Origin of the sequence: Myroides pelagicus (assembly GCF_009711055.1) — a bacterium.
GTDB lineage: Bacteria > Bacteroidota > Bacteroidia > Flavobacteriales > Flavobacteriaceae > Flavobacterium > Flavobacterium pelagicum.
The window spans coordinates 44,315-61,644 of the sequence record NZ_WMJY01000001.1; the positions used below are offsets into that span (position 1 = coordinate 44,315).

Here is a 17,330-nt window from a genome sequence, read left to right on the forward strand (position 1 = left end):
TTCGGTAACTCCCTTAATTTTCGGGACTTCTACCGAAGACGACTCGAACAAGACTTACATAAATAATGTTTAAGCCTTGTTTTATAAGTTGCAAACTAACTTTTAAGCCAGGATCATTGGTTCGTTTTGAGAATGGTAAAAAACACTATATTTCACTTAGCGTATCAGGTCAAACTTACGTATATCAAAGATGAACTACCTAGGAATATTAACAGCTATTGTGGTCAATCATAGATATTAGCTTTGGTAGATCAATAGCTATAGTGTTTAAGATCATCGACTATTGTATAGTGTGAGATTGTATGTCGTGTATTTAACCACTTCAAACAAAAGTGGTTAGTGTGTATATCTCTTTAGGATTTTCGCTTGCTAAATAAGGTAGTGCCTATACTTGCACTTACTACACACAGTATAGAAAGCCATTGTACTAAACTTAGTTTTTCACTCAAAAACAACAGACCGGACAGCGCTGCAAAGGCAGGCTGTAAGCTAGTTAGAATACTAAAAGTATTGGCGGGTAACTGCTTTAAGGCTAATAAATCGAGGCTAAAAGGCAATGCACTTGACAGTATGGCTACCAATAGCCCTAAGCCAAATGTAGTCCAGGTCAAATGCTCTAAACCACCAGCGTATAAGCCTATCGGTATAATGATCAGTGTTGCAAATACCAAACCGACAGATACGGCCTCATTGGTGTTCATCTCTTTGGAAACTTTGCTTCCCATAAAGATATAACATGCCCAAAATACACCAGCCAAAAAAGCTAATCCTAAACCAAGTAAGTCAACATGGTCAGTTTTCCATGGAACGATTAATAAAATACCTATTCCGGCCAGTAGCGCCCACAGAATATCTAATAGCTTTCTAGAGAGTACTAAAGCTAAAAATAAGGGACCTATAAACTCTATAGTCACACCCAGTCCCAAAGGTATGCGCTGTATCGCTAGATAAAAAATAGTATTCATCAATGCGATCGATCCACCGTAATAAAAACAATACAACCATTGCTTGCGAGAAAATTGTGAAATCTTAGGTCTATTAATAAGGTTTAATAAGATAGCTGAAAGACCAATACGCAAAGTCGTCGTTCCGGTAGCACCAACAAGGGGAAATAAGCTCTTAGCTACAGAAGCACCGCCCTGTACACATGCCATAGACAGTAAAGCTGCACTTACTGCAGAGCCTTTTGGTGTTTTTTTCATTAATTGTAGTGTTTTGGAGTTAGGATTGTTATTTTAATCTTTGGGATTAAACAATCAAAAATAGATTAAATTAAACTGTTGTCAAAACACAGAGCAACAAAAACGGCTCCTAGCATCAAAAATAGAGTGGGTGGCCTAGTTTATTCTTTTTACTCTACTATTTCTATCAACAGCGTATAGTCACTACTTGTGGTCTGTAAAAGATTAACTCTTTCTTTATTGGTCAGAATATTGTAAATTTGATTTATACTTGACAGCGGTATTTAAATAAACTTGATTATGAAAAAATACATATTATTTTTATTGATTAGTGGAAGTGCATTTGCCCAGCATACAGAAGGCAAAAATACCTCTATCTGGACAAGAGAACTACGTCACGTAAAAGATATAGCGTATATTCAATATAGTAGAGTGGAAGATGATAGTTTGAAAATCGAGCGAAGAGTTTCAAATTTTGCTGATGCTAATACATCAGTACCAGATGAGTTAGCAGCGCTACAACTTGATCATTCCGCAAAAGAATATATTTACAAAAACAACAAACAGCAAACACTGTTTTATGCAGTCTATCAAAACGATGCAGTGGTAAGTGGTATTGTCTTAGACACACTTTCGTTTGGCAAAGATAAAAACAGATATACATTCTATCAGAATAATCAACCTAGTCAAGTATATGTTTTCGATAGAGATAAGCATTACCTATCTTTTCTGACCTCTAGTGTACACGCTAATAAAAAAGCATTAGATTATTTTTATAGTTTACCCGTAGGGGCTGTTTCTCCTACAATAGAAAGCTTTTCTGACCCAGAAGGTTTTCGCATTAAAGAGAGTAAAACAAGTAAACAACTAATTTCGTCAGAAGACACTTTAAATTTTGTTTTTTCGGATACAGAAGATTTCTTTACCTTGACAATTCACAAACCTAAGAGTATAGAGTACTATGCCGTGTTGAGAAAGGGAAATACAATTACAATTAACAGTATTTCGTATGATAATGAACAGAAAGAAGAGGGAGTATTAACTAAAGCGACTATATCTAATGTAGGGTTAGAACAGAAAAGAGCAATAACAACGACCGCTGAAGGCAAGGGGGTATGGGACGCATATCTAGAAAACTACGCACTTGAAGATTGGCAGGTCAAAAATCAATTGGTCTTTAAGTATAAAAGAGGCAGAGAAAAAAAACCACTACACATGCGCATTGTCGTCGGGGAGTCTATTGATAAGGAGAGTTACCTCTATCATTTAGTTGTCAGTATAATGCGATCTCCAGAGCTTTTTAGAAGAGATGTTATTTTAAAAGACTTTGATTATACGCAAATAGTCTCATCAAATCAATTGATTCTTAAGCCTGAAAAGGAGAGTAAATATACGGTGTTGGAATAAGCGTGTTTCAAAATGAACACATTATATCATATAATAAGCTCTAGGTCTGTGCATTGGCATTTTAACAAAAATACTTGTGTCTAGTTTATAGCATTTTGTACCTTTAGCTTGAAAAATTTATTTTAGAAATGACATATTTAGAGAAATTATCAGCGATCCGTCTTTTGATGAAAGAGAAGGGAATAGATGGTTATATTATTCCTTCTTCAGATCCACATATCAGTGAGTACTTACCCGATTATTATAAGTGTATTGCATGGACTTCAGGATTTACAGGTTCAGCAGGAACATTAGCTATTACACAAGACTTTGCTGGACTGTGGACGGACTCAAGATATTTTGTCCAAGCGAAAGAACAACTAGAGGACTCTGGATTTGAGTTAGTAAAACTTAAAGTTCAACACGCTCCAGAATATGTAACTTGGTTAGGAGAGCAGCTTCCTACTGGAGCAACTGTGGCATTTGATGGGAATCTAGCTTCTCTAGCTGTAGCGAATGCAGTTAAATCAACTTTAGAGCCAATAGGAGTAAAAGTAAATGGTCATGTTGACTTATTAGACCCTATATGGAAGGGGAGACCGAGTTTGCCAACAGAACAAGCATATACTTTGCCAATATCCACTACAGGTCAATCTACTACTGAAAAGATAGCAGCTGTACGTCAAGTATTAAAGCAAAAACGAGCTACTGCTCATTTGATTTCTTCTCTAGACGACTTAGCTTGGCTATTCAATATTAGAGGAACAGATGTAAAATGTAACCCTGTTACTCTAGGCTTTGCTTTTATTAATGAGTCAAAAGCGATTTTGTTTATTGATGCTGTTAAGTTATCTCAAGAAGTTAAAGCAGAGTTAGCTTCTCATGGAGTAGAAATAAAAGGATATACAGAAGTTCAAGACTATCTAAAAACATTGACAGCTTCTGATGTTATTCTACTCGATCCTAAGCGCACTTGTTTTGCTACATACGATTCAGTAGCTAAAGGTACGTCAATCTTAGAGGATATAAATCCTTCTACAATGTTGAAAGCGATAAAGAATGAGGTAGAGATCAACCACCAGCGCAAAGCGATGATTAACGATGGGGTAGCTTTGACTAAATTCTTTAAGTGGATAGAAGAGAATGTGGCATCAGCAGAGTTGTCAGAAATGAGTATTGCAGACTACTTAAGAGATTTACGTGCAGAACAACCAGGGTTTAAGGATATCAGCTTTGACACTATCGCTGGATACAAAGACCACGGAGCATTGCCTCACTATAAAGCTGAGCCGCATAGCAATTATACATTAAAACCAGAAGGTCTTCTTTTAGTAGATTCAGGAGGTCAATACGAAACAGGGACAACCGATATTACGCGTGTTGTATCATTAGGTAAGCTTACGCAGGAAGAGAAAGAAGATTATACTATTACTTTAAAAGGAACAATAGAAGGCTCAATGGCAATCTATCCAAAGGGTACTAGAGGGTATCAAATAGACGCAATTACTAGACGATCTATCTGGGCTACAATGCGCAATTACGGACACGGTACGGGACATGGCGTTGGTTTCTTCTTGAATGTTCACGAGGGACCACATGTATTCAATCCAACACCAACAGATATCGCTATCGAAGTAGGGATGATTACTTCGATTGAGCCAGGGTTATATCGCGAAGGAAAGCACGGTATTCGAATAGAGAACTTAGTATTGTCGAAAGATTTAGACACTAATCAGTTTGGAGAGTTTATGGACTTTGAGACACTGACTATTTGTTATATCGCAACAGACTTAGTGGATACTTCACTGTTAGAAAAGACACATATAGAGTGGTTGAACAATTACAATGCTTGGGTTTATGAATCTTTATCACCTAAATTAACTCAAGAAGAAGCAATTTGGTTAAAAGATAAAACAAAAGCAATCTAAGCTTACTATAATTAAAAAAGCCGATTACGCTACGTAATCGGCTTTTTTAATTATATCCTTAGCAATGTGCATTTTTATTATAGCGAATTAGATTATTCGTGTCAATATGAGGAATAGCATTTAGGTTAGTTAGTAATTGCTCCCCGTTTAAAAAACCATATTTATTAGCAATATCATCTATTTCATCAGAAGAGAATAGAATGAGTTCTAGGCTTTTTAGTAGACGTTCCTTTCTACAATGCTTCACCATCTCATCACCGTAGTAATACTTGAAATTATTGTTTAAAGTAGTTAGATCAAGCCCAATGCTATTAGCAATATTACTTGCAGAAGCCGTAGTACAATCATCTACTTTTATAAATTTCTCAAATACTTCTTTACAAATGGATCTATCGATGGAAGGAGTAAATGAATTACTACTTGCTGGTCTAGCCTCTGTTTTTACTTCAATAATACAGAAGTTCAATGTTATATTATGTGTACGACTATTTAGGTAAGATGTACCAGAGATAATATACTTTTTGTCGTTTACCACATCTTTACAGAAGATTTTTTGATAGCTATCAGTCTCTTTTGTCGTGCGAATTTTCTCTAAATTATCCGCAAGGTACTTAGCTATCAACTGATGACTTGGATTCTGTTGGTTAAAGTCAATGGCACGAGTTAATTGATTGTTTTTGTCGAAAGACAAACAGATATTATCTACGCTTTTGGGAACAACAACTGAGCTTTGGAACTGTACGTAATCTAAGTGATTAATAGAGCTAATCAAAGTATTCGTCATAGATGAGAAATAAGTGAAATAGAACTGTTCCCATGCTAAACCGTCATTGATTTTGTTAATTGGTATTTGTTCGAACTGTGCTATAAAGCTGTCAACTTTAGAGCATAGAACATCAAATAATTGTTGTTTCATAATGTTTGTTGTTTTTGATTGTCGTTATGGAGTCACAATGTATATAAAAAAATATTCATAATCAATTGTTATGTGAATATTAATTTTTCAGATTGATTAATTAGAATAAAGCAAAATAGTGAGTTCTTTTTTTTCAAATTGTCAATTCAAAGCTTATAGGTGGTACATACTTTGCTATATTCTTATTTTAGGAATAATATTTTTCTTCAAACAGCGATTACTTTGAGTAAAGAATTAGAATAAATAGACTAAAGTGTAAAATTGTGACATAAAAAATAGACAAGTTTATAAGATCTTTTAAAATAATTTATATTTACTCATGTTATAATTGTTTAAGTATGAATCTTAAAGATTTGTTTACTTTTGTATATGCCGTTGTATAAACAGCTAAGGCACTTATCGAGACAATATGGTTATCAATACATTAAAATATATACTTGGCATTCTTATTTTTATAACTCTCTTTAGTTGTGAAGGAAGAATAGATAAAAAAAACCAGCAGCTCCAAGAAATTGGTACTTATATCAATACATATAATCGATTTAGTGCAACTAATGAAACCAAACAAGCTGCTGACTCAGTAGGTAAGTTGCTTTTAGCACAAGGAAGTACTGAAGAGGTTAGAAAGTTATTGCGCAACTATATTCTATTGATAGGAGCAGACCGATCATATATCGATCAATTGTTTAAGTTGTCAAGGCGAAAAGGCGATTTAGAGAACGAAGCACATGCTTATTTCTTGTTAGGTAGGTATTTTAATAAACAATTTCAAACAGATAGTACCTTTTATAATTATACTAAGGCAGAGTATTTATTCAAAACTATTGGTGATTCTGTCCACTTAGAAGAAGTATATGCAGCAAAAGCAGTACTGCTGTTAAATCACAATATATTTACAGAAGGGCAGTCTCAAATCATAGAGGCAATGTCACTCAATAGAGAACACAAGAGTATTAAAGCAAAATATTCTGAAAGTTTGATCATGGCAAATGCATTAGCTGGTTTAGATCAATACGAAGAAGCATTAAAAGAATCAGCATACGCCCTGACTCTCCTAGAGAATAACGATATCAAGGCCTATTTCAACGCTGACGCCATTCGCCTAAATAAATTGACAATCTACACTACTATGGCAGAAGTGTATATCAAGCAGGGTAATTATGGTCAAGCCAAAGAGCTAATCAATAATACAATTAATAACTACATAGTCAATGAGTCTATGTATGATTCAGTGATGTTGGGACATTTGCTTTTTAATCTAGCGGAAGTAGACCTACTAAGTCAAAATTATGCTCCGGTAGAAGCCAACTTAAAAAAGGCGATAGCGTTACAGCAAAAGTTTAACAACAAACAGGAACTCTATACTTATAAAGCCCTATTAGCGGAATACTATTATCAAAGTAATCAAGAGGACGTTGCTAGTGAGTTGCTCCAAGAGGTAATGAAGTATACTGAGACTACACATGACTTAATGTTAGAAAAAAAGGTGTTGACCGTTTACTTAAAGTATAGTAAAGAAAATTACAATCATAACTTTATGCGCTATGAAAGCATAAATAAACAGATTCTCAATGAGAATAATATGATCAAGAATACCTTTGCTCGATTGAGTTATGAAGCGGACAATTTACAACGTGTAAATGATAGTTTGCTAAGTCAGAAAAAGCTAATCACACGCATTAGTGCAGTGTTGTTTTTCACTGCTATTGTAATCTTCTTTACTTTGTTATTTAAACAAAAATCTAAAGAAATAGCACTAGTTAAATTGTTTCAAAAAGATACAGAGAAGTTTTATGACTCTATATTAGATGCACAAAATGAATTAACCAAAGCAAGAGATTTAGAGCGCAAGGAGATCTCCAAAGAGATTCACGATGGGGTATTAAATAAGCTATTTGTGACACGATTTTTATTAATGCAGACTGATAAAAACTCGGTTGATGAACACAAGGAAGCGCTTATTAATGAAGTCAAAGATGTAGAACTGTACTTGCGTGGTGTATCACATGCTCTAGCCAATAAAGAGGAGTTGCGCATCAATCGTTTTGAGCAATTAATACACGAATTAGTAGAGATGCAAAATAGAAGTGAGCAAACTACATTTAGAGTAAGTTTAGCAGAAGACTTGTGTATTGAAGATTTAGATAATCAGTACAAAGTTCACATTTATAGAATAATACAGGAATGCTTGCAGAATGTACATAAACATGCTAAAGCAACGCGATGTGATGTAACCATAAAGCAATATGGATCAAATAGTTTTAAAGTAATGATCAAAGACAATGGAGTAGGTTTTAAAACAAATCGCACAAATAGAGGAATAGGCTTCACTAATATAAAGGAGCGCATAACGGCAATGAATAGCAAGCTAGTCATAGATAGTAAAGTGAATAAAGGAACTTCCGTGTCTTTTGTGATTGAGTGTTGCTAATTAATAGGATTAAAGAGTTGCTGATTTTCAAAAAAATAACGTTAGGTCTGTGAAGTACTAAATTTGGAGTAAATGGTTAAACTTAAGAGGTTATCAGACTTACCCTCTCTTTGCTCTTACCCCTTTGTTTATAATCAATCACATGAATTAATTTTACAAATATTCAAAAGAGTTCTTTCATTATCCTTCGAAAAAAGTCTTAGTTTCTTGCGAAAAAAGGTTTTTTTATGAAAGAAGAGAGGACTAAGACCAAAACGAGACTGGAAGATAATAAATTACTTTATAGTTAATAAGTATTAGCTCTTCAAACCTCCAAGACCTACCTTTATAGTCTATTAAATCTATTTTGGTTAACTCTTGAGTCAAATATTATAGGGCTTGTAGTGAAATTAGCGAATATTTATTATATTGGCATTCTACAAAAAACTATAAAGTAAGAATTATGCAACAAAATATGCCTTATGCACCTAAGAATAAGGTGCGTATAGTTACAGCTGCGGCTCTATTTGACGGGCACGATGCAGCCATTAACATTATGCGCCGTATTATTCAATCTACAGGATGTGAGGTGATCCATTTAGGACACGACAAGAGTGTGGAAGAAGTAGTAAATACAGCCATTCAAGAAGACGCTAATGCTATAGCAATGACTTCATACCAAGGAGGTCATAATGAGTACTTCAAATACATGTATGACCTTTTAAATGAAAAAGGAGCAGGACATATCCGAATTGTAGGAGGAGGAGGAGGAGTTATCCTTCCAAGTGAGATCAAAGAACTAATGGATTACGGAATTACTCGTTTGTATTCTCCAGACGATGGACGTGCTATGGGACTACAAGGCATGATTAACGATATGGTAGAGAAGGCTGACTTCCCTACGATGGATCTACAGTTACCAGAAGGTAAAGATATTTATCAGTCTTTAGCAGATAAAGATGTAACAACTATTTCTCGTTTAATCTCATTGGCAGAAAATAGAGAGGAAGACTTCCTTAAAGTATTCAAGTTTGACCAAGACAAACATAAACACACACCAGTATTAGGTATCACAGGAACAGGTGGTGCAGGTAAGTCGTCAATGGTAGATGAGTTAGTTCGTCGTTTCTTGATTGACTTCCCGGAGAAATCAGTAGCCTTAGTGTCTGTGGATCCTTCTAAACGTAAGACAGGAGGTGCTTTATTAGGTGATCGTATTCGCATGAACTCTATCAACAATCCTCGTGTATTTATGCGTTCGCTAGCTACTCGTCAATCTAACTTAGCATTATCGCGTTATGTTGAAGAAACACTTCAAGTACTTCAAGCAGCAAAATACGACTTAATTATCTTAGAGACTTCAGGAATTGGACAGTCAGACACAGAGATCTTAGACCATTCAGATGCTTCATTATACATCATGACACCAGAGTTTGGTGCGGCTACTCAGTTAGAGAAGATCGATATGCTTGACTTTGCAGATATCGTTGCCATCAATAAGTTTGATAAACGTGGGGCATTAGATGCTATCAGAGATGTGAAGAAACAATACCAACGCAACCATAACTTGTGGGATGTAAACCCTGATGAGATGCCTGTGTTTGGTACGATTGCTTCTCAGTTTAACGATCCAGGAACTAATGCTTTGTACAAAGCTATTATGGATAAGGTAGTAGAGAAGACAGGAGCAGACTTGAAAACTAACTTCGAAATCACGAAGGAGATGAGTGAGAAGGTGTTTGTTATCCCACCAAATCGTACGCGTTACTTATCAGAGATTGCCGAAAACAACCGAAAATACGATGAGACTGTACTAACTCAAAAAGAGGTGGCTCAGAAATTATACGGTATTTTCAAGACTGTAGAAACAGTAGCAGGTAAGCTACCAGAGATTGATAAGTCAGGAATAGTTGAAGAAAGCATAGCTTCTAAAGATGCAGATACACAATTGTTCATCAATTTGTTGTTGAAGGAATTTGACAAGGTGAAGATGAACTTAGACCCATACAATTGGGAAGTTATTTTGATGTGGGATCAGAAAGTAAATAAGTATAATACCCCAATATATTCATTTAAAGTACGTGATAAAGAAATCAAGATTGCAACGCATTCAGAAAGTTTATCACACCTACAGATTCCTAAGATCGCCTTACCTAAGTATGAAGCTTGGGGAGATATTTTGCGTTGGTCATTACAAGAGAATGTACCGGGGGAGTTTCCATTCACTTCAGGGCTTTATCCTTTCAAACGCGAGGGAGAAGACCCTACGCGTATGTTTGCAGGAGAAGGAGGGCCAGAACGTACGAATAGACGTTTCCACTACGTATCTTTAGGGATGCCAGCCAAGCGATTATCGACTGCTTTTGACTCCGTTACCCTTTATGGTAACGATCCAGGACACCGTCCTGATATCTACGGAAAGATTGGTAATGCAGGAGTTTCTATCTGTTGTTTGGACGATGCTAAAAAGCTGTACTCAGGATTTAACCTTGCACACGCTTTGACTTCTGTGTCAATGACAATTAATGGACCTGCACCTATGTTATTAGGTTTCTTTATGAACGCAGCTATCGATCAGCAATGTGAAATCTATATCAAAGAAAATGGATTAGAGGCAGAGGTTCAAGCAAAGATTGCAGAAATATACAAAAATAAAGGGGTAGAGAGACCTCGTTATAATGGTGACTTACCAGAGGGTAATGATGGGTTAGGACTAATGCTTTTAGGAGTTACAGGAGACCAAGTACTACCTCAAGAAGTTTACCAAGAAATTAAAAAGAATACTTTATCACAAGTACGCGGTACAGTACAAGCTGATATTTTAAAAGAAGATCAAGCACAGAATACCTGTATCTTCTCTACAGAGTTTGCACTGCGTTTGATGGGAGATGTGCAAGAGTACTTTATCACAAAGAACGTGCGTAACTTCTACTCTGTATCTATCTCAGGATATCACATTGCCGAAGCAGGAGCGAACCCAATTACACAGTTGGCATTTACATTAGCTAATGGATTTACTTATGTAGAGTATTATTTAAGTAGAGGGATGAATATTAATGACTTTGGTCCTAATTTGTCGTTCTTCTTCTCTAATGGTATTGACCCAGAGTATGCAGTTATCGGACGTGTAGCTCGTCGTATTTGGGCAAAAGCACTGAAGAATAAATATGGTGCCAATGAGCGTGCTCAGATGTTGAAGTACCACATTCAAACTTCAGGACGTTCACTTCACGCACAAGAAATAGACTTTAATGATATCCGTACTACACTACAAGCACTTTACGCTATTTATGACAATTGTAACTCACTTCATACTAACGCGTACGACGAGGCCATAACAACTCCTACAGAAGAATCTGTACGTAGAGCAATGGCGATACAGTTAATCATCAATAAAGAACTAGGATTAGCTAAAAACGAGAACCCAATACAAGGGTCGTTCATCATTGAGGAATTAACCGACTTAGTAGAAGCAGCTGTATTAGCAGAGTTTGATCGAATCACAGAAAGAGGGGGAGTGCTAGGTGCGATGGAAACAATGTATCAACGTTCTAAAATTCAAGAGGAATCTTTGTACTACGAGACGTTGAAACACAATGGTACATTCCCTATTATCGGGGTAAATACTTTCTTGAGCTCCAAAGGATCTCCTACCGTTGTCCCAGCAGAGGTTATCCGAGCTACAGAAGAAGAGAAGTTGTTTCAGATCAAAACGAAAGAGAACTTAAACAAAGCAAATGAAGCTTTAGTGAAAGAAGAGTTAGAGCGCATTCAAGAAGTTGCTATTCAGAATGGCAATATCTTCGAAGCTTTAATGGATGCTTCTAAAGTTTGTTCGCTAGGTCAGATTACTTCAGCCTTATTTGAAGTAGGAGGACAGTATAGACGAAATATGTAATAATCGACAACTTAAATGATACAAATAGAGCACTTCTGAGTAATCAGGAGTGCTTTTTATTGCAAAAACAGTGTTAAAACATAAAATTTACTCATTATCATATTAAAGCATAGATTTACTATTCGTTTGTTTTTTATGATATTATTGTAGTTTTGATAAAAATAAATATAGTTTTATGAGAGAATAGTATTAATAAATAAAGTTAGTATATTGTGACAACGTAAAGAAATAAAAAAATCCTTACAAAATGTGAACAACCCTAACTTAACTATAACTATATAATTGAAAAATTATATTACTAAAAAAGAGACTATAATAGTCTCTTTTTTTGGTTACTATAGGTATATCCGCTGTGTTAGGTTTTACAAATACTTATTTATTAAATACAGATAAGCCGGAGGATTGTGATGTGTCATTGTACTTTTTGAGGTATTAAACTTATCCATGTACTCTTGGTCGTTTATACCTTGTAAAATAACTGGGTTACCCACTCTGTGATAATTTGCATTTTTCATATATGTCGGTTCTTCTAAATGAGGTAGGTCCTTTTTAATCTGTTTAAAAATGAACGAGCCTAAATACTTATTATACTTGTGTACAGCTTTTTTAGAAGGTTTTTTAAGTCCTTTAAATAGACCTTGGGCAAACCAGCGTTTTGGCCAGCTAATCTTTTTAAACATTGCATTAGTTTCTTCCTCTGCAAATGGGCTAATTTCATTAAAGTCGGTCAGCATTTGAGCTGTTGGAGGGACCTCTGGTACCCAGTCCAGGGTGTTAATCACACTATAACTCCAATTTCTAGTTGTCGCTTCATAGCTATAATTGAAATATAAATTTCCTGGTTTGGGTGGAGCTATAGCATAAGTCTTTACTATTAGGTCACTAGGTAATTGGTGTAATGCCTTTTGTTGATTTATTGCAGCTGTTAGTAAGTAAGCAATGGCAGCACCTTGGCTATGCCCAGAGATGATTACTTCCCGAGCCCCTGTAGCTATTATACTGTCAAGTTTAGGTTGAATATCCTCTAATAAATATAATGTAGCTACTGTCCAGCCAGCATGTGTACCCGCTCTCGGATCATCCGATAAGCGATAGTTTACAATCTTATCTGTTTCTAGTTTAAGTGTTCCTTCAGCAGGAATCATTGCCGCATAATAATTAGCCATCCAGCTTAATCCTTTATTGACAGATCCACGGACAGCAATCTCATAGATATTTTGATCATTCTTATACAACGCCCATTTATTTGTCAAGCCTAATTCTTTTGACTCATAAATACGCGTATAGTTAGTCAGTGTATACAGCGTATCCTTAGCAAAGGACTTATGAAGATCTTTTGCTAGTTCTAAACTATGTATAACCTCTTGTTTATCAAAGGAAGGTTTTAATTGTTGGCTATAAGTCACTAGACTAAAGAACAATAGTAAAGTCGCTAAGAGTGAATTTATTTTCATTTATACAGGATATTATCTTAAATTTATAAAGAAGAATAGAATTAAACACAAATTTACATCTATTGATGGATATAATACGAATACTAGAATAAATTAAAAAACATAATTATGGAACATTTAAGTATCTTAAGACGTATCAGAAGTAGTATTAAGCACTGGTATATCCCTGTGCTATTGGGCGTCTTTTTTGTAGTTAGTGGTATTTATATTTTTAGTACTCCATTAACCTCTTACGTGGCATTAACGTCACTATTTAGTATCTTATTTTTATTCTCAGGAGTTTCAGAGCTAGTCTTTGCAATCGCCAACCGAAAAGAGTTAGATAACTGGGGATGGTTGTTATTCGCTGGTGTTATAGATACTTTATTAGGTATCGTACTAATTACTTCTCCTTTATTTTCTATGAGCGTATTACCTATATATATAGGTATAACATTAATGTTTAAATCGTTTAGAGGAATGACACTTGCTTTCGAACTGAAAGATTATGGAGTTAAGAATTGGCTAGGAATCTTCTTACTTTCCTTATTGGGACTTATTTTCTCTTTTATGATGGTTGCTAACTTATCATTTGGAGCTTTTACCATTGTTTATTGGACAGCTTTTACATTTATTTTTATAGGTATTTCAAGTATGGTCTATGGGTTTCAATTAAAAGGATTGAAAAAAAATGCGAAGAAAATAAGTGCAGAATTAGCCAAGCGTTATGAAGATATTCAAGAAGAAGTAAAACGAGCATTGAACCAAGACTAGATTTTAAATTAAAGTTAATAAGTAGTATTTGTATACTAAAAAGACTACTTTAGAATTTGAAAATAAAAAAATGAAATTATGAAGAAGTTTATTAGCGCAATCATCGCTCTTGTTTTAGGAGTAATAGCTGTAGGATGTACAGGTCCAGATGGACCACAAGGGGCTCCTGGAGTACCCGGACCTCTAACTAGAGTTTATGAAAAGAAAAATGTCTCTTTTCAATCAAGTCAGCAGGATCCTAAGGTAAGTGATTCGTACGCGATTGAACATCCGTATGATTTAGGTTTTGGAGACGCAGTCATGGTTTTCTTTTTAGATGGAGTAGAAGATGGAGCGCCCGTATGGACACCTCTTCCTCGAAGATATGACAACTTACTAATCAATGTAAATGGCCAACAAAAGCGTTCAGACCTTGACTATTATTATAACCTAGCACCTTTCTACATCGATTTATTTGCTAGAGGAGAAGATAACCTTATGTATTTTGACAAAGTATTTGGAAAGAATGGTTCGCTTAGTTATATAAAAGGATTGACCTTCCGCTTTGTATATATCTTAGGAGAAGATCCAATTCAATTAAAATCAACTAACTCAATTTCTTCACAACCGACTATGAGCTATGAAGAAGTAGTGAAAAAGTATAATATCAAAGAAGAAGACGTAATCAATTTATAGAATTACGGTTCAAAGGCATTAAAACGACAGTCTAATTTTAGGCTGTCGTTTTTTGTTTTTAATCAAAAATGCACATTTTGTATAAAGCACGGGGTGTTTTAGGGGGGGTATGAATAGTAAGAAGTGTGATTTTAAAAATAAATTAAAAAAAACAAAGGGGGGTGTGATGTGTTTTTTTGAACTTTTACTTACATTTGCATCATTAATAGAGGGGGTGCCTTCAAAAAACTATAATTATGTCAACATTTCGTTTTCGAGCAATTGAGAAAGCAGCGTCAAGAGAACCTGTTAAAGTAGAAGAGCTGGGTAGAAAATCATTAATTTTTGGTGACAATGTTTTTAATGATAAGTCTATGCGTCAATTCTTAACCCCTGAGGCTTACCAAGCCGTTAAGAATGCTCAGTTAGGTATCAAAATAGATAGAAGACTGGCGGACTATATCGCACTAGGTATGAAAGAGTGGGCTCTATCTAAAGGAGTTACTCATTACACACACTGGTTTCAGCCCTTAACAGGAACAACTGCAGAGAAGCATGATGCTTTCTTTGAAACTCAGTTTGACGGTGATCCTGTAGAAAAGTTTAACGGTAGTCAATTAGTACAACAGGAGCCTGATGCTTCTAGTTTTCCTAATGGAGGAATTAGAAACACATTTGAAGCTCGTGGATATACAGCTTGGGATCCAACCTCTCCAGCGTTTATCTTTGGTTCTACACTGTGTATTCCTACTGTATTTATCGCTTATACTGGTGAAGCACTTGATAACAAGACTCCTCTATTAAAAGCAATTAACGCTATTGACGATGCAGCTACTGAGATTGCTAAGTTATTTGATAAAAATGTAAAAAAAGTAACACCAACACTAGGTTGGGAACAAGAATACTTCCTTGTTGATTCAGCTCTAGCAGAGTCTAGACCTGATATATTAACGACAGGAAGAACTTTATTAGGACATACTGCCGCTAAAGGACAACAGTTAGACGACCATTACTTTGGATCAATTCCTACACGTGTATTGAATTATATGCACGATTTAGAGAATAACTGTATCTTATTAGGTATTCCGGTTAAAACAAGACATAATGAGGTAGCTCCAAACCAATTTGAGTTAGCGCCTATTTTCGAAGAAACGAATCTAGCCGTGGATCACAACTCATTGTTGATGGACGTAATGAAGAAAGTTGCTGAGAAGCACCACTTCAAGGTGTTATTCCACGAAAAACCTTTTAAAGGAGTAAATGGTTCTGGAAAACACAACAACTGGTCGTTGGCAACGGATACTGGTGTTAATTTACTTAGTCCAAGCAAAACACCTAAGAGCAATTTACAATTCCTAACATTCTTTATTAATACTATTAAAGCAGTTAATGAGAATGAAGAACTATTGAGATCAGCTATTGCATCTGCAAGTAATGATCACCGTCTAGGTGCTAATGAAGCTCCACCAGCTATTGTTTCAGTATTTATTGGTCAACAATTGACTAAAGTTTTAGAAGAACTGAAAGAAGTAACTGATGGTAAATTATCGCCAGAAGAGAAGACTGATTTAAAATTAAATGTAGTTGGTAAGATTCCAGATGTATTATTAGACAATACCGATAGAAACAGAACATCTCCATTTGCTTTTACAGGAAATAAGTTTGAGTTTAGAGCAGTAGGATCAACAGCTAACTGTGCTGGACCAATGACAGTACTTAATACAATCGTGGCTAAACAATTGAGAGACTTCAAAAAAGAAGTGGATCTATTGATGAATAATGACGGTTTGAAAAGAGATGAAGCTATCTTCAATGTATTGAGAGAATATATCAAGCAAAGTGAGCGTATCTTGTTCGAAGGTGATGGATATAGTGAAGGATGGGAAAAAGAAGCTGAAAGAAGAGGGCTTAGCAATAACAAAACAACGCCAAAAGCACTGAAAGTTAAGAAATCAGAAGAGACTATTGCTCTTTTTGAAGAAATGCAAGTAATGACGCGTAAAGAAGTATTAGCGCGTTATGAAATAGAATTGGAAGAATACGTTAAACGTATCCAAATCGAAGGGCGTGTATTAGGTGATATTGCTAGAAACCACGTAATACCAACAGCTATTCGCTACCAAAACTTAGTAATCGAAAATGTGAAAGGTTTGAAAGAAATCTTTGGAGATACTGATTTTAATAGTATTGCAAGTGAACAACTTCAAATTATTAAGAAAATCAGTTACCACATTGCCGAGATTAATGCAAAGGTTACGGATATGACCAACGCAAGAAAGAAAGCCAACAATATCGAAGATATTGAGGAGCAAGCACGCGTGTACTGTGAAGAGGTGAAGCCTTATTTTGATATCATTAGATACCACAGTGACAAATTAGAAATGAAAGTAGATAATGAGCTTTGGACATTGACAAAGTACAGAGAATTACTTTTCACAAATTAAGAGCATTAATTAATCGCTATACAACACAACACTTACTAGAAAAAAGCCTTGTCTTCATTGATAAGGCTTTTTTTATATGCTCATACTATCTTAATGATATATTAGTAGTGCCATTTTAGCAAATAAATAAAAAAACTATCAAACATGTGATTAAATTCTTTGAATAACTCTATTTGTTTTGTTTTAAGCTATTTAACGTATATAATATAGTATAAAACATGATTTTTTTTGCGCTATTTTAATAGTGTAGTAGCTTTTTATGTCTCTTTTGGCAATATTATTGATAGCTTAGACTCAATTAGTGAA

At 35.1% G+C, this 17,330-nt stretch carries 10 protein-coding genes; 7 read left to right on the forward strand and 3 right to left on the reverse strand.

The window, feature by feature from the left end:
- Positions 1-353: 353 nt before the first annotated feature.
- Positions 354-1,202 (reverse strand): EamA family transporter, encoded by an 849-nt coding sequence (locus GJV77_RS00200; RefSeq protein WP_155034338.1) that lies wholly within the window; start codon positions 1,200-1,202, stop codon positions 354-356.
- A 279-nt stretch (positions 1,203-1,481) separates the two neighbouring features.
- Here GJV77_RS00200 and GJV77_RS00205 point away from each other — a divergent pair, with 279 nt between their 5' ends.
- Together GJV77_RS00205 and GJV77_RS00210 are read left to right on the forward strand one after the other, a co-directional pair.
- Complete coding sequence (locus GJV77_RS00205) at positions 1,482-2,588, forward strand: hypothetical protein (RefSeq protein ID WP_155034339.1); 1,107 nt, start codon at positions 1,482-1,484, stop codon at positions 2,586-2,588.
- Positions 2,589-2,716: 128 nt separating this feature from the next.
- Positions 2,717-4,495 (forward strand): aminopeptidase P family protein, encoded by a 1,779-nt coding sequence (locus tag GJV77_RS00210; protein ID WP_155034340.1) that lies wholly within the window; start codon positions 2,717-2,719, stop codon positions 4,493-4,495.
- 58 nt (positions 4,496-4,553) lie between these two features.
- Here the strand turns inward: GJV77_RS00210 and GJV77_RS00215 are convergent, their stop codons facing one another.
- Positions 4,554-5,411: a hypothetical protein gene (locus tag GJV77_RS00215; RefSeq protein ID WP_155034341.1), complete on the reverse strand. Its 858-nt coding sequence runs from the start codon at positions 5,409-5,411 to the stop codon at positions 4,554-4,556.
- 409 nt (positions 5,412-5,820) lie between these two features.
- Between GJV77_RS00215 and GJV77_RS00220 the strand changes: the two genes are divergently transcribed.
- Both GJV77_RS00220 and GJV77_RS00225 read left to right on the forward strand, forming a co-directional pair.
- Complete coding sequence (locus tag GJV77_RS00220; protein WP_155034342.1) at positions 5,821-7,842, forward strand: tetratricopeptide repeat-containing sensor histidine kinase; 2,022 nt, start codon at positions 5,821-5,823, stop codon at positions 7,840-7,842.
- Positions 7,843-8,284: 442 nt separating this feature from the next.
- Entirely contained in the window at positions 8,285-11,719 is a 3,435-nt protein-coding gene (locus GJV77_RS00225) for a methylmalonyl-CoA mutase family protein (protein WP_155034343.1), read from the forward strand.
- A gap of 362 nt (positions 11,720-12,081) precedes the next feature.
- Here GJV77_RS00225 and GJV77_RS00230 read toward each other — a convergent pair whose 3' ends face one another.
- Positions 12,082-13,173 (reverse strand): lipase family protein, encoded by a 1,092-nt coding sequence (locus GJV77_RS00230; protein ID WP_155034344.1) that lies wholly within the window; start codon positions 13,171-13,173, stop codon positions 12,082-12,084.
- A gap of 108 nt (positions 13,174-13,281) precedes the next feature.
- Between GJV77_RS00230 and GJV77_RS00235 the strand changes: the two genes are divergently transcribed.
- The 3 genes from GJV77_RS00235 to GJV77_RS00245 all read left to right on the forward strand — a co-directional run bounded on the left by GJV77_RS00235 (position 13,282) and on the right by GJV77_RS00245 (position 17,024).
- Entirely contained in the window at positions 13,282-13,926 is a 645-nt protein-coding gene (locus GJV77_RS00235; protein ID WP_155034345.1) for an HdeD family acid-resistance protein, read from the forward strand.
- A gap of 78 nt (positions 13,927-14,004) precedes the next feature.
- Positions 14,005-14,601 carry a hypothetical protein gene (locus GJV77_RS00240; protein WP_155034346.1) on the forward strand — a complete coding sequence of 199 codons (597 nt, stop codon included), beginning with the start codon at positions 14,005-14,007 and terminating at the stop codon, positions 14,599-14,601.
- 236 nt (positions 14,602-14,837) lie between these two features.
- On the forward strand, positions 14,838-17,024 hold the full coding sequence (locus tag GJV77_RS00245; protein WP_155034347.1) for a glutamine synthetase III family protein: 2,187 nt from the start codon (positions 14,838-14,840) through the stop codon (positions 17,022-17,024).
- The last annotated feature ends 306 nt before the right edge of the window (positions 17,025-17,330 follow it).

Bases quoted from the DNA above. Each gene is read 5' to 3' on its own strand.
- GJV77_RS00200 (WP_155034338.1), bottom strand. From the start codon at position 1,202: ATGAAAAAAACACCAAAAGGCTCTGCAGTAAGTGCAGCTTTACTGTCT.
- GJV77_RS00205 (WP_155034339.1), top strand. From the start codon at position 1,482: ATGAAAAAATACATATTATTTTTATTGATTAGTGGAAGTGCATTTGCC.
- GJV77_RS00210 (WP_155034340.1), top strand. From the start codon at position 2,717: ATGACATATTTAGAGAAATTATCAGCGATCCGTCTTTTGATGAAAGAG.
- GJV77_RS00215 (WP_155034341.1), bottom strand. From the start codon at position 5,411: ATGAAACAACAATTATTTGATGTTCTATGCTCTAAAGTTGACAGCTTT.
- GJV77_RS00220 (WP_155034342.1), top strand. From the start codon at position 5,821: ATGGTTATCAATACATTAAAATATATACTTGGCATTCTTATTTTTATA.
- GJV77_RS00225 (WP_155034343.1), top strand. From the start codon at position 8,285: ATGCAACAAAATATGCCTTATGCACCTAAGAATAAGGTGCGTATAGTT.
- GJV77_RS00230 (WP_155034344.1), bottom strand. From the start codon at position 13,173: ATGAAAATAAATTCACTCTTAGCGACTTTACTATTGTTCTTTAGTCTA.
- GJV77_RS00235 (WP_155034345.1), top strand. From the start codon at position 13,282: ATGGAACATTTAAGTATCTTAAGACGTATCAGAAGTAGTATTAAGCAC.
- GJV77_RS00240 (WP_155034346.1), top strand. From the start codon at position 14,005: ATGAAGAAGTTTATTAGCGCAATCATCGCTCTTGTTTTAGGAGTAATA.
- GJV77_RS00245 (WP_155034347.1), top strand. From the start codon at position 14,838: ATGTCAACATTTCGTTTTCGAGCAATTGAGAAAGCAGCGTCAAGAGAA.